We start from the raw sequence: 19213 nt of genomic DNA, 5'->3' as shown, positions 1-19213 counted from the left end.
AGATGACCGGTCTGCTGATCCGCCAGTCGCAGAGCAACGTGGTGGGCAACTCGATCGAGGACTCGCTGAACCCCTTGCTGCGCGTGGTCGTCGCCAACGGTGGTTACCAGATGCGGCATGCGCGGCGTGCGGTCGACGACCTGATCACGCCCCTCGTCGAGCGGGATCCCACCGTGATGGGCCTGGTCGGCGGTGGGCGGAGCGTGGCGCAGACCGAGAGCGCGGTCGGGGTGCTGGGCGCGCACGGCATCCCGATCCTGACGACGACGCTGACCAGCGAAACGCTTCCCCCGCTGTCCCCGCTCTATTTCCAGATGGTCGCGGGCGACCGGACACAGGCGCTTCTCATTGCCGAGTACGCGAAATCCATCGGCAAATCGGTGACGGTCTACCATCCGGATCTCGCGCAGGAGCCCGACCGGTATCTGCATTCGCTGCACGACCAGTTCGCCGGGCTCGCGCGCGGGAACGACGCGATCCGGCTCCGTGCGTGGCGCACGCCCTCGACGGCCGAGGTCGAATGCCGGTCGGACGAAGTAGCGTTCTACGCCGGGAGGGAAACAGGTTTCACCGACTTCCTCGGTCACGTGCTCGACACCTGCCCCGCCGCTGTCAAGCCGACCGTCGTTGGTGACGACACGATCACCAGGGTCATCGCGCAGGGGGAGAGCCGCAGGTCCGACCGGTTTTCGGGTGTGTCTCTCGGCTATGTGTCGCTGGCCAACCGGATCGTCCTCGCCGGCACCTCGTGCGTTGCCAGGGGACGCCCCGCCGTCGACGACGGTGACCCGGACGGACAGCGACCGTTGCGCATCTTCTGCGCGGGGCTGCACGGGCTCTACCAGCCGAGAGACGACCGCGCCGCCGGGTGGAAGGCCTTTGGCGCCGAACTGGCGGCGCAGGGTGGCGACCGGCGGTGGACCGGTGAGCGGGCGGGGCTCGCCTACGACGCGGCAGGGCTGTATCTCGCTGCCCTGGTGCTGGACAAGCGCCGTGCGGTGCCGGGGGCGGGAGATCTGAAGCCGAATCGGGCGGCGGTCGCGCAGGAACTCCGCGAGCTCGACTGCGCCGATCCGCAGAGCCCGGCGTGCTTCAAGGGCGTGACCGGCCGGATCGACTTTCGTGCCGGGCGGGACGGGGCCCGACGGCCGCTGGCCGTGCTCACCGTCAACGACATCACCGCCAGCGACGTCAGCCCCGTCTGCGCCTACCGCTTTCAGGACACCGCGCCCTGTGGGTGACCGGTTCCGTCGTTCACGGCGCGGAGTCGGCGACCGCGGGGACTCGTGAGGTGGCTCGGCGTGCGAAAAGCCGGTCGAGCCCCCGCGCGCCGATCGCGAGCGCGATGAAGAACAGGCCGATGATCGCGCAGTTCAGGGCGACCTGGCCGTAGCCGAGCTTCGTGACGTCGATGAACGGGTAGGGGTAGTAGTCGATGAACGCGCCGCGGATCAGCGTGACCGTCACCCAGGCGAGTGGGTAGGCCAACGACCACCAGACGGCTCGCCAGGTCAGCACGCCGCGCGGGCCGCGGAGCAGCCAGCCGAGCACGCACATGATCGGCGAGACCTTGTGGAGCATCGTGTCGGCGAACAGTGCGAGTCCGTGCAGGTCGTACAGCCCGGCGAGCGCGACCTGGTACACGACGCCGGTCACGGTGATGCCGACGAGCGCGCACAGCCACGCCACCGGGAACAGGCCGGTGGCGCGGGCCAGGCCGAACGCGAGCAGCGCGGTCGTGACGGCGACCAGCAGGTTCGAGTCGATGGTGAAGAAACACAGCAGATTCGCGACGCGGCCCGCCGTGGTGGCGAAACGGTCTTCCGCGGCGTTCGCGGTGGCGACGACCTGGGTGACCAGGCCGGTCAGCGCGGCGAGCGCGGTGAGCGCGAACCAGCCGCGGGCGATCTTCGACTCCGGCATTCCCGAAACCGTACCGGGAGTATGCCCCGCGGCCCGTTGCCCTCACCCGAACGATGCCCCGCGCCGCCGGGGGAGCGAGGGACCTTTGCTCGCGTTCGTTAGCGCACTAATCATTGGTCAGCCAAGAGGTGGTAGCAAAGGTCCCCTGCTTCGCTTCCGGCCAGCGCGGCGTCTTGACCAGGGCGGGAACGAAGGTGGCGGGGTCGCGACAGCCGCCACGAGCAGTGCCCGACTTCGCGAGCAGGGCCGTGGCGCTTCCCCGGACGGGCCTTGTCGCTAAGAGATTTCACCGGCCTCCGCGCGGCCGCCGCGCAACAGACCTCGCACGGTGTCGATCGTGTCGGCCTCGCCTGGATCCTTGTCCGGCCGGTAGCGCACCACCCGCGCGAAACGCAGCGCGAGCCCGCCCGGATAGCGCGTGCTCACCTGCGCGCCGTCGAGTTCGATCTCGACCACGGTCTCCGGCCGGACGTACACCGTCCAGTCGTCGCGGTGGGTCTCGATCTCCTGGAACCGCTCGGTCTGCCACGCCAGCAGTTCGTCGGTCATGCCCTTGAACGTCTTGCCCACCATGATCGGCGGTCCGCCGTCCGGGTCACGCGCGCCCAGGTGCAGATTCGACAGCGTGCCGGTCCGCCTGCCGTGCCCCCATTCCGCGGCGAGCACCACGAGGTCGATGGTGTGCACGGGTTTGACCTTGAGCCATGCACGGCCGCGCCGCCCCGCCGCGTAGGGAGAGGCGAGGTCCTTCACCATCACCCCCTCGTGGCCGGCCGTCATCGCCGCTTCCAGCACCGCGGCCGCGTCGGGCGGGCCGATCTCGCCGGGAATGACGTGTTCGCCGGCGACCCTCCGCAGCGCCGTGTTGCGTTCGGACAGCGGGGCGTCCAGCAGGTCGGCGCCGTCGAGATGCAGGCAGTCGAAGAAGTACGGGCGCAGCAGCAACGCCCGCACCTGCTCCTCCCGCGTGCTGCCGAAGCGGCTCATCGTCTCCTGGAACGGCCGCGGCCGTCCGTCGTCGGTCAGCGCCAGCGTTTCGCCGTCGAGGACCACCGAAGTGCACGGCAGACCGCGCACCAGCTCGACCAGCTCCGCGACGCTGCCGGTGATCTCCCGCAATGTCCTCGTGTACACGTGGACCTCGTCGCCGAGCCGGTGTACCTGGATGCGCGCACCGTCCATTTTGTACTCGACGAGCGCGTGCGCGTGTTCGGCGACGGCCTCCTCCAGCGACTCGGCCGGTGAGGCCAGCATCGGCCGGATCGGTCTCCCCAGCGCCAGCCGGAACTCCGCCAGCCGTGCCTCGCCGCCGGTCAGCGCCGCCAGCCCGGTGACCGGCAGGCGCCCGGAGAGCATGAACGCCCGCCGCACGTGTTCGACGCCGACCTCGGCGGCGGCCGCGATCGCCTCGATCATCACCCCTTCCAGCGCGCCCTGCCGCAGCTCGCCGGTGACCAGGCGGAACAGGAACTCCTGCTCGGCCTTCGTCAGCCGGGCGAACAACGCCCGCAGGACCTCGGCCCGGCGTTTCACCGAGCCCGCGCCGGAGGCCGCCGCGACCTCGCCCAGCGCGGCGTCGACCTCGGCGACCGTGACCGACGCTTCCGGCGCGGGCGTGGTGGCGAGCTCGGCCAGCGTGCGCCAGCCCGCGCCGAGCCGGTCCTGCGCGGTCTGGCCGGTGAGGTACGCGATCACCGCGGGCAGCTCCGCCTCGCCGGAGGCGCGCAGCAGCGAGGCCAGGACGGCGATCTTCGCCTTCCTGGACCTGGTCGCCGTCAGCTCGGCGGACGCGGTGACGAGGTCGGTGAGCAACACGTCCATCATCATGACCCGGACCACCGACAATTTCCGGGTGAAGTGCCTCGCCAGTGCCGTCCGGAGCCCGGCCCGGGAGTCCTCCCGTTCCGGGGCGAGGGGCCATCGGTGGTTCAGCCGGTCGCGATCCGATCGACGGCGGCGCGGAGCCGGTCCGGCGGGAGCGCCGCGTACCCCAGCACGAGCCCCGGGAACGGTGGCCCGGCAGGGTCGTGTGCGAAGGCCGACAGCGCGGGCGCGTGGACACCGCGCTCGGCGAGCGCCGCCTGTGTCGCGGCGTCGTCGGTGCCTTCGGGAAGACGGACGACGACGTGCAGCCCGGCCGCGATGCCGACCGGTCGCCAGTCCGGGCGCCGCCGGGCGAGCGCGCCGAGCAATGCGTCCCGGCGCTGGCGGTAGAGCCTGCGGGTACGCCGGAGATGCCGGTCGTACCCACCGGAGGCGATGAGCCGCGCGAGTGCGGCCTGGGGCAGGGGCGCACAGCCGAGGTCGTGCATGTGTTTGGTGGCGATGATCGACTCCCGCAGCTCGGTCGGTGGGATCAGCCAGCCGATGCGCAGCGCCGGTGCGAGTACCTTGCTGACACTGCCGACGTAGCAGACGCGTTCCGGGGCCAGCGCCCGCATCGCACCCAGCGCGGGCCGGTCGTAGCGGTGCTCCGCGTCGTAGTCGTCCTCCACGACCAGGCCGTCCACCTCGGCCGCCCAGCCGAGCAGCTCACGCCGGCGGCCGGGGTGCAGGGCGACCCCGAGCGGGAACTGGTGGGCCGCGCTGACCACGGCCGCCCGGCAGTCCGAAGTGGACAGCCGGGGGACGCTGATTCCCTTGTCGTCCACGGGAATGCCCACCGGATGCAGGGACTGGTGCCGGAACAGTTCGGCCTGGCCGGGGTGGCTCGGGTCCTCCACCGCGATCCGGCGCACCCCCCGTTCCCGCAATGCCGCGCCGACCAAAGACAGCGCCTCGGCGGCCCCGCTGGTGACCACCAGGTCGTCCGGGCGGGTGGGCAGCGCGCGGACCCGGCCGAGGTAGGCGGCGAGTTCGGCGCGCAACGCGGGGTGCCCGGCCGGATCCGGGTAGCCGAGTACGGCGTCCGGGGCGGTGGCGAGCACCTCGCGTTCGGCGGCCAGCCACTCCGCGCGCGGGAACGCCGACAGCGCGGGCAGGCCGGGCCGGAGGTCGAAGTCCCAGCGCGCCCGCTCCGGCGGAGGCGCCGACGGCGGCGTCTCGGTGTCGGCGAGCGGAGCGACGTGGGTACCGGAGCCGCGTTTGCCGATCAGGTACCCCTCGGCGATCAGCTGTTCGTACACCGCGGTCACGGTGCCGCGGGCCAGTCCGAGCTGCCCGGCGAGATCCCGGCTGGAGGGCAGGCGGGTGCCGGTCGTGAGCGCCCGGACGCGGATCGCCTCCCGCAGCGCCACCTCGACCGCGCGGCCTCGCCGCCCGCCCGCGGTGGACACCGCGGGCAGGAGCAGCTCACGCAGAGTGGTCCATTCGGCATCCATGAATGGCGAGCCTATCGCTGGACCACTGTGCTTCAGGGGCGTATCCGTTCCTCCTCGGGGGCGGCGGCGGTGGACTCGGCGATCCAGCTGCCGAGCAGGCCCAGTGCCCGCTCGGTCTCCGAACCGGGTTGCGCGGTGTAGACGACCAGCGCCAGGTCGGGATCGTCGGGCAGGCGCAGCGTCTCGTAGTACAGGTCGAGTTCCCCGACCACCGGGTTGTGGATGATCTTGCGGCCGCGTGCCTTCTCGTGCACCGTGCGCGTGGCCCACAGCTTGCGGAAGTGCTCGCTGCCCAGCGAAAGCTCGCCGACGAGCTGGGCGAGCCGCGGGTCGTCGGGGTACTTCCCGCTCTCCGCCCGCAGGTTCGCGACGATCTCGCCGGCGACGGTGTTCCACTCGGGATGCAGGTCTTTCGTGCTCTCGTCGAGGAAGAACATCCTGGGGATGTTGCGCTCGTTCCGAGGCGTGGCGGGCAGGTCGAAACTGAGCGCGCCACCGAGCGCGTTCCACGCGAGGACGTCGAGACAGCGGCCGAAGACGAACGCGGGCGTCTGGACGGCGTCCAGCATGAGCCGCAGCTCGGGCCGGAGGTGCTGGGGACGCTGCCGGGCGGGGCGGCGCCGCTTCGGGTCGACGAGGTTGCGCAGGTAGGCCACCTCGTCCTCTTTAAGCCCCAGCACCCTGGTGAGCGCGTCGAGGATCGAATCCGAGACGTTGCGGGCGCGGCCCTGTTCCAGCCGTGTGTAGTAGTCGACGCTGATCCCGGCGAGCTGCGCGATCTCCTCGCGGCGCAGCCCGGCGACCCGTCGCTTGCCCACCCCGTCGGGCAGGCCGAGGTCGACGGGGTCCAGCGCGGCGCGACGGGCCTTGAGGAAGGCACCGAACTCAGCTGCGTCACTCATGGCACCGAGTATCCCCGGCCGGGCGGTGCGTTGCCTGGTACTGCCAGACCTAGGTTGACCGTGACCTGGTCCGTCGTGCCCACCGCGCCCAGAGTGGACGGTGTCGGATCGACGACGAGGAGGAACAGGTGCGACGGCGAACTCTGGGCGGCACGGGCATCTCGGTGAGCGAGTACGCGTTCGGCGCGATGATGCTGGGGAAGTGGGGCAATCCGGATCACGAGGACGGGATCCGGATGGTGCACGCGGCACTCGACGCGGGCATCAACTTCGTGGACACCGCGGACATGTATTCCGAGGGGGAGAACGAACGGATCATCGGCAAGGCGCTCAAGGGGCGCCGGGACGAGGTGGTGCTGGCCACCAAGGGGTTCTTCCGGATGGGGCAGGACCCGAACACCGGCGGGCTGTCGCGGCGCTGGCTGACACGCGCGCTCGAAGACAGCTTGCGCAGGCTGGACACCGACTACATCGACCTCTACCAGGTCCACCGGCCCGATCCGGCGACCGATCTCGACGAGACGCTGTCTGCCCTGTCGGACTTCGTGCGCTCGGGCAAGGTGCGCGCGGTCGGTTCGTCCGATTTCCCGGCCGAGCAGATCGTGGAGGCGCAGTGGGTGTCCGAGAAGCGCGGGCACGTCCGCTTCCGCACCGAGCAGCCACCGTACTCGATCTTCAGCAGGGCGATCGAAGCCGCGGTCCTGCCGACCGCGCAGAAGTACGGGATGGGCGTGCTCACCTGGAGCCCGCTCGCCAGTGGCTGGCTGTCCGGCCGCTACACCTCGGCGTCCGATGTGGACCTCACCGAGGGGCGGAAGGTGTTGCAGCAGCACAAGTTCGATCCGGCGATGCCGGCGAACGCCGCCAAGCTGGCCGCGGTGGCCGAGCTGGCCAAGGTGGCCGCAGAACTCGGACGTCCGCTGACCCATCTCGCGCTGGCGTTCGTGCGGGCCCATCCAGGGGTGACCTCGGCGATCATCGGGCCGCGGACGCCGGAGCAACTCGCCGACCTGCTGGCCGGGGCGGATCTCGTGCTGGACGACGACGTACTGGACCGGATCGACGAGATCGTGCCGCCGGGCACCGACCTCAACCGGCTCGACTCCGACTACGTGCCACCGGCCCTCGCGGAAAGGAGGCTGCGCCGCCGATGAAGTGGTCCATTTTCACTGAGGGTTGGTGGTCCTGGCGGCTAGACCACTGAAGCGGCGAGGCTGTCGGCATGGCAGTACTGACCCGACCCGGAACCGCTCGCACGGGAGTGGCGTGCGGGGTGTCGACAGCGGTGATCGTCGGTGGCTCGGTGCCGGTGACGGGCATGCTCGACGGCTATCCGGTGCTTCCCGGCCAGGCACTGCGCTACGCGCTGGCCGGGCTGTTGCTCCTGGGCTGGGCACGGCTCGCGCGCAAACCGTTGCCCCGGCCTCGGCTCCGGGACGTCCCGACGCTGTTCGCACTGGCCGCCACGGGCATGGTCGGCTTCCAGGCGTGCCTGTTGCTGGCGCAGCGCTATGCCGAGCCGGGACTGGTCGCGGCGTTCCTGGGCGGGAGCCCGCTGGTGCTGGCGATCGCCGCGCCGTTGCTGGCCCGTCGGCGCCCGTCCGTGGCCCCGGTCGCCGGGGCGGTGCTGGCCGGGCTCGGTATCGCGGTGTTGTCGGGCGGGGGAGCGGCGCGAGGGCCGGGCCTGCTGCTCGCCGCGGCGGCGATGCTCTGCGAGGCCCTGTTCACGCTACTGGCCGTCGGGCTCGTGGCGCGGCTCGGTCCGCTGGCCACGTCGACGTGGAGCTGCTGGGCCGCGGCGGTCGGTGGCGCGGTGCTCGGCACCGTGGCCGATCCGGCCGGGGCCTGGCGCTGGCCCGACGGACGGCAGCTCGCCGCGTTGCTGGTGCTCGCCGTCCTGGTCACCGCGATCGCGTTCGTGCTCTGGTACTCCGCGGTGGCGGTGCTCGGCGCCGACCGCGCGGGAGTGCTGATCGGGCTGATGCCGGTGGCCGGGCTCGGTGTGTCGCTTCTCTTGGGAGCACAGGACTTCCGGTTCGGTCAGCTCGCCGGGGTCGTGCTGGTCTCACTGGGCGTGGTGGCCGGCCTTCGCCGTGGCGAGACGGAGCAGCGCCAGGCACTTGCGGTCGAAGTGCCGGACGACGTCACCGGCGATGATCCGCACCATGACGGCCCGCAGCGGCCCGGTGAGGGTGATGTGCTGGGTGAGCTCGGTGTTCCCGTCGTCGGCCGCGAGCGTGAACCCGAGGTCCATGTGTCCGAGGGGGACGGGCTGGCGCACCGTGATTTCGCTGCCCGGTGTCCAGGCCAGGACGGTGAAGTCGTCCGCGAGCAGTGAGTGGCCACGGCCCCGGACGCGGCCGGTGGGATGGAAGAAACCGCGCGAGCCCGTCGCGATCGGCTCGCGGAGTTCGACGCGCGCGAGGTCCGGGTCCCACCCCGGCCAGTTCTCGATGTCGGCGAGCACGTCCCAGAGCGCGCCGGTGTCCACCGGGAGGGTGTGTGTGACGGACCACGATATCTGTCACCAGGACTGGGTACTCAGCTTGCACCAGAACAAGGTATTGACACCGCAGTTGTCACCGTTTGACCACCCTGGTTGTCACAAGGTAGGTACACCGGAGGGCTTCGAGTCACCGCAGGCGCTTCGCCCGGCGCTCGGTGCGCAACTCGTCGTCTGTGGTCGCCACGGCCAGAGTCTCTGCCCACCTCTTTTTCCAAAGCTCGAGGCGTTGTACACCACCAGACTCGTCGAGAGCTTTGACGATCTTGGCGATTGCGGGCCAGGTGGGCTGACGTCGAAACCTCTCATTGACTTCTCGGAGCGTCACGTGATCGTGGAAGACGTCGGAGCGCATACCTGTCTTGCGAATGACACTTCTGGCCAGTGCGCCAGGGGATTGCTCGATCACTCTGGCAAGATCACGCATTGCTGCATCTGCATCTCGGCGAAGTTCGGCGCGTCGGTGCTCGATTAGGTGATCAAACTGCGACGGGGTGTCGAACCACCTGCTGACGATCACATCGCCGGAGCTAAGGGTGATTCGCAGACGAGTACGCTCCAACCAGCCATCTTCAGCTCTGTTGAGAAGCTCATCGGGGAGGGAAGCGGAGACCTCCACACCCTCGAATCCTCCGATCTCGCGCCCAGCGGTTTGTGCCTCCAGCGGGGCAAATATTCCGGTTCTGTCCGTAGGAGGCCAGCCACGCCGGTAAGGCCAACGCCGTTTCCAAGATCGTGCAAACCGTGATCGTGCAAACTCTGCTACCAGCGGCTGAACAGCCATTTGAACGGGTGCCTGGCCACGGTTGACCAGCCGTGCGTAGATGATGAGCGCATCTTGGCCCCGTCTTTCAGGAGCGCTGAACTGACTGAAGACCTTGGTGACCGCACCTGCGTCTTTGACGCTGACGCGCGGCCTACCTCGACGGTAGCTCAAAGCGGAGACGCACAGGCTTGCGAACGCGAACACCGCGCTGAGTGCGGAAATCCCGAGCGCGAGCTTGTCCGATCCCATCCAGCCCCTCCTTCGGATCACGACCATCTTCCTGGTTCAAGCAGGGGTATGTCTTCGTTCCACTTGATGATCGGTGAGCGGATGGATAGGCCGTTCGGGCGTTACTGTCCGGTTGGAGCGAGTCGCCCCAGGCGTTGTCGCGGAAGCAGAGTTCGATAGCGCGGTGGACGAGGACGCGTGGTCTTCGCTGTGGTCCCACAACTGCGTGTGGACGGATCTGGCGATCACTGAGACCGACTTCGCCGAGGCCCGCGAGCAGCTGCGGCTGACCGCGGACTGGCCACGCCGCTGGTCGGCAGCCGCGCAGGTCGGCAGCGGCGAGGTGGTGGTGCCGGTCCGGGATCTGGAGTCGGTGCCGGTCGCGGGCAGGAAGCCGGTACGCCGGTTCGGGTGGCATCGTGCACAACGGCACCGGCCTGGGTTGCAGCTGCTGGTCAGCACCGGCCGCCACCACGGGTGCGAGTCGCGGGCCGAGGCGGTGCTGCTGCAGATGCTGGACTTCGCCGGCGGGGTGACCGAGGTGCTGTCGCAGCCGGTGCGGCTGCGGTTCCAAGCTCAAGACGGCCCGCGGGAGCACATCCCGGATTTCTTCGCCGATACGAGCGGGGGCCGGTGGCTGATCGATGTCCGGCCTCAGGGTCGGATCGAGCCGCGTGACGAGGTCGCGTTCGCCGCGACTGGGGAGGTGGCGTTGCTGCTGGGCTGGGGATATCTCGTGGTGACCGGGTGGAGGGCACGCGTCGAGGCGACGGTGGACCAGTTCTCCGCGCAGCGGCGGCCGTTGACCGACCGGCTTGGCATCACGGAGTCGCTGTTGACGGGCTTGGCCGAGGGACTGCGGCCGTTCGGTGAACTCGCCGCGACGACGATCGCCCCGCCGATCGCGCGCGCCTACCTGCTGCATCTGCTCTGGCATCGCCGGGTCGGCATGGACCTGACCGCGTCCCTAGGCGACCACACGCTGATTACCGCGGCCACATCGACCGGACAGGGGTGAGGCGGGTGCTGGACCTGGAGCCGGGCACGGTGCTGCTGCTGGACGGCAGGGAGTGGACCGTCGAGCGTCTCGAACCCCACATCGGCCGGGTCGTGCTGCTCGGCGCGTCCGGCGAGCGGATGCCGGTGAACGCCCGGTTTCTGATGCACCACCCGGATTGCCGCCAGTCCTCGAAGAGCAGCAGCGTGAGCGCGGCCGGGCGCGGCCGCCAGGAACCGACCGAGTCGGACCTGACCGAACGACAGCGGGAAGTGCTCGGTCTGCGCCTGGCGCACCTTCTCGAAGTCGAGACTGGCTTCCGCGGCGGCGACCCACTCCGGTCGGGCCCGGGCGAGCCCCGTCCGGAGTTCGATCCGGCGGTGACGTCGTTGACGCAGCGGCGGTACGCGAAGGTGGCTGAGCTTGCCGCGCTGGATCGTGAGCACGCGCGGATGCTCGGGTTGGAGAACGTCGGCTACCGCACGCTGATCCGGTGGGCGACCCGGCATCGCGCGATCGGTGCGCTCGGCTGCGCCGACGACCGGTGGCTGCGCCCCAGCGGCGGCCGCCCGAGCGTCACCGAACTCGTCCGCGAGGCCATCTTCGCCGTCCACGCCGAGACACTGCACCGCTCGCGGATCAGCATGACCGCCCGGCAACGGCTGATCCACCAGTACGTTCGCGAACGCCATGGCCCGGACGCGATCGAGCAGATCCCCAGCTACCAGACGCTGCGCCGGGTCTGGCGCGACTGGTTCGGTCCCGGCGGCGGCCGCCAGCGCTACGTCCGCTCGGGCGCGAAACCGACCAGTGGCCAGCACGTGGTGATTCATCGGCCCGGTCAGGTGGTCGCGCTGGACACCACCATCTTGCCGGTGAAGGTCCGCGAGACCGTGTTCGGCGATCCAGTGTCGGTGCACCTGACGTTGGCGCTGGACGTCTACACGCATTCGCTGGTCGCGTTCCGGCTCACCCAGGTCTCCGACAGCGCGGTCGACGTCGCGATGCTGCTGCGGGACATCACCATGCCGCTGCCGATGCGCCCGGACTGGGGCGACGAGCTCGAGTGGCCGTATCCGGGGATCCCGGCGAGCATGGTGGCCGAGTTCGCTGGGCACCAGGTCGCCGGGCTGCCGTTCTTCGCCCCGGAAACCGTGACCACCGACCACGGATCCGTTTACCGGAACCATCATCTGGTCGAGGTCCAGCGGGTGCTCGGCGCGAACATCCTGCCCGCCCGGGTACTCCGCCCGACCGACAAACAGGCCGTCGAGCGCGCCTTCGGCGCGATCCGGTCGCTGTTGTTCGAGCAGTTGCCCGGCTACACCGGGGTCGACGTCGCCGACCGCGGCGCCGACCCCGAGGCCGACGCAATCCTCACGATCGACGCGATGGAACACCTCATCGCGACCTGGACCGTGGCGATCTGGCAGAGCCGCCGCCTCGGCGAGCACGCCCCGGCTTGGGATCCCGGCGGTGAGCATTCGCCGAACACGCTGTTCGCCGCGGCGATGAACCAGGGCGGGTTCGCCATGGAGATCCCGGATCCCCAGCTCTACTACCAACTTCTGCCCGCTCACCACGTCGGCATCCACCGCGAGCGCGGGGTGAAGATCCGCGGACTCTGGTACAACGGCCCGGCTCTCGCCCCCTACCGCTCCGGGCCATCGACGCGCGGTGGACGGCACAAGGGGAAGTGGGTGATCCGCCGCGACCCGCGCGACGTCCGCACGGTGTTCTTCCAGGACCCGAGCACCCATGCCTGGCACCGCCTGCGCTGGACCGGACTCCCGCCCGAGGACGAGATCCCCGCGTTCAGCGACAGCCGCGCCCGGGAACTGCTGGCCGCCGCCCGCTCGGCCGGGCTCAAGCCCCGCACCGACGCCGAGTTGCTTCCACTGTTGCTGGAGTTGCTCGGCGCGCACACCCCGGTCGAATCCTGGCCGAGCATCACCAAAAGCCGCCGCGCCGAGCTGTCCCGCGACACCACCCAGGGCGCGGCCGCCGACGCTGATCAGACCAGCGCTCGGCCGCTGCGTGCCGCCGGGACACCAAAACCCGCCCGCCGACGCGGCACTGCGGCCCGGCCGAGCTCGCCGCCGGAGCGGAGTTGGCCTGGGCACGCGCGGACCGTCGAGTCCGCCGTGGACACCGAGCGGCACCGTCGCCGCGAGACCGCACTCGCGAACACGCCCCTGTCCCGGCCTGCGCGACTCGGCGACGCATTCCGCCGCGGCAACCTGTTCCTGCTCACCGACGACGACACCGATGCGGGAGGCACCGAGTGAGCGCACAGCCCGATTCCACCGCCTTCATCCTGCCCGGGGTGATCCCAGACCGAGAGACCATCGAGGGCTGGCAGCAGTGGCGGCTGACCCGCCACGCGTTCGTCCCGGCACCCCGGCTCACCCTGGCCGCCTACCGCAAGCTGAGCCCGCGGCGACGGCAGATCCACGACCTGCACCGGATCGCCACCCACGCGAACCTGCCCATGCAGGAAACCCCGATGACCCGCGCGGTCGGGAAACTGATGCGCTCACGGTTGCAGACCAACTCGGTCAAGCGGAAGCCCACCACCCGGCCCGGTTTGATGATCACCGGCGGCGGCTATCAGGGCAAGACCGAGACCGCCTGCGAATTCGCCGCGGCGTTCGAGGACACCTGGCTGGACATGCACGCCCAGATCAACCCGGCCGCGCTGCCCGGCACCCGGGACCTGCACGTCCCGGTCGCCTACGTCCAGACCCCGGTCACCGCCAAGCCGAAGAGCACCTGCCAGGCGATCCTCGACTTCTTCGGCGCCGACTACAAAGGAATGAACCTGCCACAGTTGACCCGCGCGGTCCGCACCTCGTTGCGGGACCACGGAAACCGGGTCCTGCTACTGGACGACATCACCCGCCTGAAGATGCACCGCGCCGACGACCAGGACACCCTCGACCTGCTGCGCGCCTTCATGAGCATGCACACCACGCTCGTGCTCATCGGCGTCGACATCCCCGGATCCGGGCTGCTGCGCGAAGGACGCCACGACCCACGCACCGGCCAATGGGTCTTCCCGCCATCGACCGCCGAGGGCGATGACCCTGCGACCCAGACCGAGCGGCGCTTCGACCTGGTCCACCTCGAGCCGTTCCGCTACGACACCGCGAAGGGCATCGTCGCCTGGACCGAGCACCTGGCCGGGTTGCAGGACGGACTGCGGCTCTTCCGTGCCGCGCCGGACATGCTCACCGGCGGCACGATGCCCGAATACCTGTTCCGCCGCACCCGCGGCGTCGTCGGCCTGCTTGAACGTCTCATCGAGGAAGGCTGCGCTGAAGCGATCGAGACCGGTGTCGAGACCCTGACCACGGACCTGCTCGACGGCATCCTGATCAACCTCGGTAACGACCCGCGCCGCGATCCCGAAGCCGGGGAAATTCCCGACGTTCCCGAACCCGCACCGCCCCGGACAGCGAAGCGAGCGTCCCGGCCACACAACACCGTCTTCGACGACCACGGCACTTCGCCGGCGGCCGGGCAGTGACCACGCTGCCGCGGCCACTGCCACGCAGCCTCGACCCGCTGCCCGACGAGTCGATCATCGGCTACGTCCTGAGGCTGGCACATCGGCTGAACCTCAGCCCGGCACGGCTGGTCGAGATCACTGGCCTTAACGCACGTCAGCGGACTGCGAGTATCCCTGGGCTGAGCCTGGCGGTCCACGCCGCACCCGACGCCCGCGCTGCCTTTGCCCACGCGACCCGGCTGAGCCCCGGGGAGACAGATGCGCTGTTCCTCAGCGCGTTCGCCGATCGCTACCCGGCGGCGCACCCCCGGGGCGGCCCCAACCGCTGGGGCAACCCGGCGACCTTGTTCGACCGGTGGCTGTTCACCCGCTCCACGCGCTACTGCCCGCAGTGCCTTGCCGCAGGGCCCGGGCGCGTCGGAAGTGAGCTGGGTGGCCCGTGGCGACGCACCTGGCGGTTGCCTGTGGTGTTCGCCTGCACCCGGCATCGTCGCTATCTGGACCACCTTTGCCCGGCCTGCCAGCAACCTGCCTTGCAGTACTCACCACCGGGACAACCTCGATGGCGAACGACCGCCCTACACCCCACGCAATGCCGGATCATTCTCCGCCGTGACGGCGCGGCGCAGCGGACGGCCTGCGCCGCCCGCCTGGCCGCCGACATCGCGCCGACCATCCCGGTATCGGCCGCGATGCTGAAACTGCAGCGGCGCCTCCTAAGCGCGCTCAACTACGAACGGCCGAGCCAGATCAGAGAGCTCGGGCAGGAGGTCGCCGTCCGGCACTACTTCACCGACTTGCAGCTGCTGACCTACCTGATCCGGGTGTCCTGGCCGCACGGCCGCGACCTCGTCCCCACCGCCGACCTCGCTGCCGACCTCGACGCGCACCTGTCTGACCCGACCGAGCACCGCCATGCAATGAACGGCTCGCGCGACCAGATCGCGCGCGAGACCCCGCCGCTGGAGGCATCAGTCTGCGCTGCCCTGCTGGCCACCGCGGACTCCCTGCTCGGGCTCGGCTCACCGCGTGAACTCAGCACCGAGCTGCGGCGCCTATTCGCTCACGACGATCGCCGCCCCGGAAACGCGGCTTGGAGCTGGATCTTCCGGACCGACCGGCCCGACTGCTCGGAAGGCATGCGGCAAGCCGTCACGTCCGCCCTGCAAACCGACGTCCGCGAACAGCATTTCGGCTCTGCGGGCGGACGATGACAACCCTGCGGCCACTGCCCCGCAGCCTCGACCCACTGCCCGACGAGTCGATCATCGGCTACGTGCTGCGTCTCGGGCACCGGCTCGGCCTCGCCCCGGACCGCGTTGCCGACATCACCGGGCTCATCAGCGGCCACAGCAGGGATCGCATGGCGCTCGCCAAGATGCTCACCACCATCGACCACGCGTCGATGGCCGCGTTCACCACCGCCACTCGCCTCACCGCGCACGAGGCACGTCAGCTGTTTCTCGAACCGCTGATGGTCCGCTACCCGCCTGCGGTCTGGGCGACCTGGACGAAATACCGGGCCCACACCCAATTCGGGTCCTGGGTGTTCACGCGGTCGACCCGATATTGCCCGCAGTGTCTGACTGGGAACGACACCGCGATTCAACGTGACCACGGCGGAGCCTGGCGCCGGAGCTGGCGACTGCCGATCGTATTCGCCTGCACCACGCACAAGCGGTTGCTAGAACACGCCTGCCCACGCTGCGCAACGCCCGCGCATCATCGCAGCCAGGCCTACCTGCAACGGTGGAGCTCCGCCGAACTGCACCCCGCGCAATGCCGCGCCACCTCTCATCGCACCGCCCGGCCATGCGGAGCCTGGCTCACCGATCCGCGGCGTTCGTCGAGTCCGCTGGCTCCCCACCTGCGACGGCTCCAGGACAAGCTCGTAGCGCTGCTCAACGGCAAACCGCCCGGCATCCCGACCAGTCCGGGCGAAACGCAGCGCGAGCCCTCGATCTACTTTCTCGACCTCGCCATGACGACCTACCTGATCCGAGCAACCTGGCCAGTCAGCGGGCAGCTTCTCCGCAACACCGAGGAGATCGCCATCGTCGACGACGTCCTGGGCCCTGCAGACGGCCGACTGCAGTCGAACTACCCGGGCAGGACCAACCCAGCCCCGCGAAGAGCCATGAGCAAACTGCACCGGCTCCACTGCACACCGCCACTCGAAACGCTGCCCTGCGCGCTGCTGCTCAGCGCGGCCGACGAACTGCTCCAGCACGACTCCACCGAGCAACTCGTCGCCCGATTCCGTCCCATAGCCGCGGTCGCCGAGGACAAGCTCGACGTGGTCACCGGACACGCTCGGTTCCTCTGCAGCCCGCGTCTGGTCGATGCCATCGCCGAGATCCGCAACTTGCCTACACGCCGCTCCGCGACGCCGTCGGCTATCTCGTCCCTCGGAACGGGCCACAGTGCGCGAGAGTGACAGGACGGAGGGGCGCATGCTGCGTATCGAGTGCGCAGCATGCGGAAAGACCGTTAGCTACCACGGAAACGGTCGACGTCCGAAGTACTGCTCGCGGACGTATCGACAACAACGCGCCTACGAAGTCCGCAACGCCGCCACCATCCTGGGACGCGGAGACCCAGTGCCTGAAGTGCAAACCCAGGTCATCGTCCGCGCCTCACCACGAGAGCGTCCAGGCACAGCATCAACCCCGAAGACCACCAAGGACTGGAGTGATCTGCTGGCCACACTGACACACAAACTCCGAACGAACCCCGCCTCGCTCCTGAACGACGTCGACGCGCGAACCGAACTACGGAACACTGCACGCGAGCTCGCGATGGCAATCGGACTTCCAGACCCGTTCACAGTGGCCGGTGACAGTTAGCGCGGTCAGGTGACAGATAGCGTGGTCAGTCACAGTGTGGGTCGAGATTCGTGTCCAGGTCATGCCCCGACGATATACGGAACTATCGGTCTCGTAAACTGTGACGTATGACGGACAACCGCCGTGGACGGCCACGGGAACGGGGAATCGACGACGCGGTGCGGTCGGCGGTGCACGACCTGCTGGGGGAGGTCGGCTATCAACGCTGCACGGTCGACGCGATCGCCGCCAGGGCCGGTGTCGGCAAGGCGGCGCTCTACCGGCGCTGGAAGTCCAAGGCGGAGCTGGTCTTCGCGGCGGTCGTGCACGACGACGCGTTGCCGGCACCGGCGGACACCGGGACGTTGCGGGGCGACGTGGCCGAGGTACTGGCGGCCATCCAGTCCGCTTTGGACGGACCGAGGGTGCGCAGTGCCCTGCCGGGGCTGCTCGCCGACGCGCAGGCCGACCCCGCGCTGGTGGCTCGGTTCGGTGAGCTGTTTCTGGCGCGGGAGCGGGAATATCTGGTCGAGATGCTCGACAGGGCCATCGCGCGTGGTGAACTCGCGCGGCAACCCGACCTGATCGCCGTGCACGCGATGCTGCTCGGGTCGGTCTTCGCCTGGCTTCACCTGCTGAGCGAGCCCGTACCGCCGGGCGGCTTCGCCGCTTCGCTCGCGACGTCGTTGCACGCCGCCGTGGTCGTTCTCGGAAAGTAGCAAGGGACCTTTGCTCACGTCCGGTGTGAGCAAAGGTCCCTTGCTACGGTTCCGGCCCGGGGCTACTTGCCGCCGCGCGCCATCCGGAGGACGTCGAGCGCTTCGTCGAGCTGTGCCTCCGTGAGCTTTCCGTTCGCGACGTAGCCGCGCTCCAGCACGACCTCGCGGATCGTCTTCAGCTCCTTCAACGCCTGCTTCGCGACCGCGGCGGCTTCCTCGTAGCCGATGTACTTGTTCAGCGGCGTCACGATCGAGGGCGAACCTTCGGCGTACTGACGCGCACGGTCGACGTTGGCCGTCACCCCGGCGAAGACCTTGTCCGCCAGCAGCCGCGAAACCGCGGCGAGCAGCCGCGCGGATTCCAGCACGTTCCTGGCGATCACCGGCAGGTTCACGTTGAGCTGGAAGTTCCCCGCCGCGCCCGCGAACGCCACCGCCGCGTCGTTCCCGATCACCTGCGCGACCACCTGCAGCGTCGCCTCCGGGATCACCGGGTTCACCTTGCCCGGCATGATCGACGAACCCGGCTGGAGATCCGGCAGCGCCAGCTCGGCCAGCCCGGTGCGCGGCCCGGAACCCAGCCACCGCAGATCGTTCGCGATCTTGTTCAGCGACACCGCGACGGTGCGCAGGTGCCCTGAGGTTTCGACGACGCTGTCCTGGGTCGCCTGCGCCTCGAAGTGGTCGCGGGCCTCGGTGAGCGGCAGGCCCGTCTCCTGGGCGAGCCGGTCCGCGACCGCCGGGCCGAACCCGTCGGGCGCGTTCAGCCCGGACCCCACGGCGGTTCCGCCGATCGGGAGTTCACCCAGCCGCGGCAGCCCGGAACGCAGCCGCTCGATACCGAACCGCACCTGCGCCGCCCACGCGCCCGCTTCCTGGCCGAGCGTGATCGGCACCGCGTCCATCAGGTGGGTGCGCCCGGACTTGACGACGTCCGCCCATTCCGCGGCGCGTCCCTCGATCGCGCCCGCGAGGTGTTCCAGCGCCGGGATCACGTCGGTCAGCACGGCCTCGGTCGCGGCGACGTGGATCGTGGTCGGGAACGTGTCGTTCGACGACTGCGACGCGTTGACGTGGTCGTTCGGGTGCACGTCACGGCCGAGCGCGCGGCTCGCGAGTGTCGCGATGACCTCGTTGGCGTTCATGTTCGACGAGGTGCCGGAACCGGTCTGGAACACGTCGATCGGGAAGTGGGCGTCGTGGGCGCCCCCGGCGACTTCGTCGGCGGCCTTCGCGATCGCTTCGGCGACGTCGGCGTCGAGCACGCCGAGCTGGGCGTTCACCCGAGCCGCCGCCGCTTTCAGCAGGCCGAGCGCGCGGATCTGGGCGCGTTCCAGGCCACGGCCGGAGATCGGGAAGTTCTCAACGGCGCGCTGGGTCTGGGCGCGGTAGAGCGCGTCGGCCGGGACACGGACTTCGCCCATCGTGTCGTGTTCGATCCGGTATTCCTGTTCAGCCATGACCCCAGTCTCGCGCAGCCTCCGCGGCCCCGCCTCGTGTCCTTGGGCACCCGCCCGGG

The 19213-nt window shown here is 69.7% G+C and carries 15 protein-coding genes and 1 pseudogene; 9 read left to right on the top strand and 7 right to left on the bottom strand.

Translation table 11 applies throughout. The features are described from left to right. The first annotated feature begins 2 nt into the window (after positions 1-2). Positions 3-1241, top strand: coding sequence for a hypothetical protein (locus tag ABD987_RS30170; RefSeq protein ID WP_345401432.1), 1239 nt, complete (start codon positions 3-5; stop codon positions 1239-1241). Positions 1242-1254: 13 nt separating this feature from the next. Here ABD987_RS30170 and ABD987_RS30165 read toward each other — a convergent pair whose 3' ends face one another. From ABD987_RS30165 to ABD987_RS30150, 4 genes are all read right to left on the bottom strand, one after another. Further along, a complete protein-coding gene (locus ABD987_RS30165; RefSeq protein WP_345401428.1) occupies positions 1255-1923 on the bottom strand; it encodes a Pr6Pr family membrane protein in 669 nt (222 codons plus the stop codon). 276 nt (positions 1924-2199) lie between these two features. Beyond that, the gene (locus ABD987_RS30160) at positions 2200-3738 is read right to left on the bottom strand and encodes an ATP-dependent DNA ligase (protein WP_345401700.1); all 1539 of its coding nucleotides are present in this window, start codon (positions 3736-3738) and stop codon (positions 2200-2202) included. 113 nt (positions 3739-3851) lie between these two features. Then, entirely contained in the window at positions 3852-5243 is a 1392-nt protein-coding gene (gene pdxR / locus ABD987_RS30155) for a MocR-like pyridoxine biosynthesis transcription factor PdxR (RefSeq protein ID WP_345401425.1), read from the bottom strand. Between the two features lie 32 nt (positions 5244-5275). After that, a complete protein-coding gene (locus ABD987_RS30150) occupies positions 5276-6145 on the bottom strand; it encodes a helix-turn-helix transcriptional regulator (RefSeq protein ID WP_345401422.1) in 870 nt (289 codons plus the stop codon). 128 nt (positions 6146-6273) lie between these two features. On the opposite strand from ABD987_RS30150, the gene ABD987_RS30145 reads away from it, so the two are divergent. Beyond that, positions 6274-7299: an aldo/keto reductase gene (locus ABD987_RS30145; RefSeq protein WP_345401419.1), complete on the top strand. Its 1026-nt coding sequence runs from the start codon at positions 6274-6276 to the stop codon at positions 7297-7299. 68 nt (positions 7300-7367) lie between these two features. After that, positions 7368-8165, top strand: a pseudogene (locus ABD987_RS30140) (DMT family transporter); the annotation flags it as partial. A 45-nt stretch (positions 8166-8210) separates the two neighbouring features. On the opposite strand, the gene ABD987_RS44625 reads toward ABD987_RS30140, so the two are convergent. Further along, positions 8211-8612 carry an SRPBCC family protein gene (locus ABD987_RS44625; RefSeq protein ID WP_425551096.1) on the bottom strand — a complete coding sequence of 134 codons (402 nt, stop codon included), beginning with the start codon at positions 8610-8612 and terminating at the stop codon, positions 8211-8213. Positions 8613-8778: 166 nt separating this feature from the next. After that, a complete protein-coding gene (locus ABD987_RS30135) occupies positions 8779-9663 on the bottom strand; it encodes a hypothetical protein (protein WP_345401413.1) in 885 nt (294 codons plus the stop codon). Between the two features lie 163 nt (positions 9664-9826). Here ABD987_RS30135 and ABD987_RS30130 point away from each other — a divergent pair, with 163 nt between their 5' ends. The 6 genes from ABD987_RS30130 to ABD987_RS30105 all read left to right on the top strand — a co-directional run bounded on the left by ABD987_RS30130 (position 9827) and on the right by ABD987_RS30105 (position 17694). Next, positions 9827-10660: a TnsA-like heteromeric transposase endonuclease subunit gene (locus tag ABD987_RS30130; protein ID WP_345401410.1), complete on the top strand. Its 834-nt coding sequence runs from the start codon at positions 9827-9829 to the stop codon at positions 10658-10660. Positions 10661-10665: 5 nt separating this feature from the next. Next, positions 10666-12927 (top strand): hypothetical protein, encoded by a 2262-nt coding sequence (locus ABD987_RS30125; protein WP_345401406.1) that lies wholly within the window; start codon positions 10666-10668, stop codon positions 12925-12927. A gap of 38 nt (positions 12928-12965) precedes the next feature. Then, complete coding sequence (locus ABD987_RS30120; RefSeq protein WP_345401403.1) at positions 12966-14168, top strand: TniB family NTP-binding protein; 1203 nt, start codon at positions 12966-12968, stop codon at positions 14166-14168. Beyond that, positions 14165-15364, top strand: coding sequence for a TniQ family protein (locus tag ABD987_RS30115; RefSeq protein WP_345401400.1), 1200 nt, complete (start codon positions 14165-14167; stop codon positions 15362-15364). Before ABD987_RS30120 ends, ABD987_RS30115 begins: the two co-directional genes overlap by 4 nt. Beyond that, a complete protein-coding gene (locus ABD987_RS30110) occupies positions 15361-16587 on the top strand; it encodes a TniQ family protein (protein ID WP_345401396.1) in 1227 nt (408 codons plus the stop codon). The genes ABD987_RS30115 and ABD987_RS30110 overlap by 4 nt, the downstream gene beginning before the upstream one ends. 516 nt (positions 16588-17103) lie before the next feature. Next, positions 17104-17694: a TetR/AcrR family transcriptional regulator gene (locus ABD987_RS30105; protein ID WP_345401393.1), complete on the top strand. Its 591-nt coding sequence runs from the start codon at positions 17104-17106 to the stop codon at positions 17692-17694. 62 nt (positions 17695-17756) lie between these two features. On the opposite strand, the gene ABD987_RS30100 is transcribed toward ABD987_RS30105, so the two are convergent. After that, on the bottom strand, positions 17757-19154 hold the full coding sequence (locus tag ABD987_RS30100; protein WP_345401390.1) for a class II fumarate hydratase: 1398 nt from the start codon (positions 19152-19154) through the stop codon (positions 17757-17759). Positions 19155-19213: the final 59 nt, after the last annotated feature.

The sequence above is a fragment of the Amycolatopsis samaneae genome (genome assembly GCF_039541975.1).
In the GTDB taxonomy this organism is placed as follows: Bacteria; Actinomycetota; Actinomycetes; order Mycobacteriales; family Pseudonocardiaceae; genus Amycolatopsis; species Amycolatopsis samaneae.
The sequence above is the reverse complement of the archived record's forward strand: the minus strand, read 5'-3'. Positions and strand labels throughout refer to the sequence as shown.

Excerpts from the sequence above, each read along its gene's own strand:
- ABD987_RS30170 (WP_345401432.1), top strand. The coding sequence starts at position 3 with ATGACCGGTCTGCTGATCCGCCAGTCGCAGAGCAACGTGGTGGGCAAC.
- ABD987_RS30165 (WP_345401428.1), bottom strand. The coding sequence starts at position 1,923 with ATGCCGGAGTCGAAGATCGCCCGCGGCTGGTTCGCGCTCACCGCGCTC.
- pdxR (WP_345401425.1), bottom strand. The coding sequence starts at position 5,243 with ATGGATGCCGAATGGACCACTCTGCGTGAGCTGCTCCTGCCCGCGGTG.
- ABD987_RS30150 (WP_345401422.1), bottom strand. The coding sequence starts at position 6,145 with ATGAGTGACGCAGCTGAGTTCGGTGCCTTCCTCAAGGCCCGTCGCGCC.
- ABD987_RS30135 (WP_345401413.1), bottom strand. The coding sequence starts at position 9,663 with ATGGGATCGGACAAGCTCGCGCTCGGGATTTCCGCACTCAGCGCGGTG.
- ABD987_RS30110 (WP_345401396.1), top strand. The coding sequence starts at position 15,361 with ATGACAACCCTGCGGCCACTGCCCCGCAGCCTCGACCCACTGCCCGAC.
- ABD987_RS30105 (WP_345401393.1), top strand. The coding sequence starts at position 17,104 with ATGACGGACAACCGCCGTGGACGGCCACGGGAACGGGGAATCGACGAC.
- ABD987_RS30100 (WP_345401390.1), bottom strand. The coding sequence starts at position 19,154 with ATGGCTGAACAGGAATACCGGATCGAACACGACACGATGGGCGAAGTC.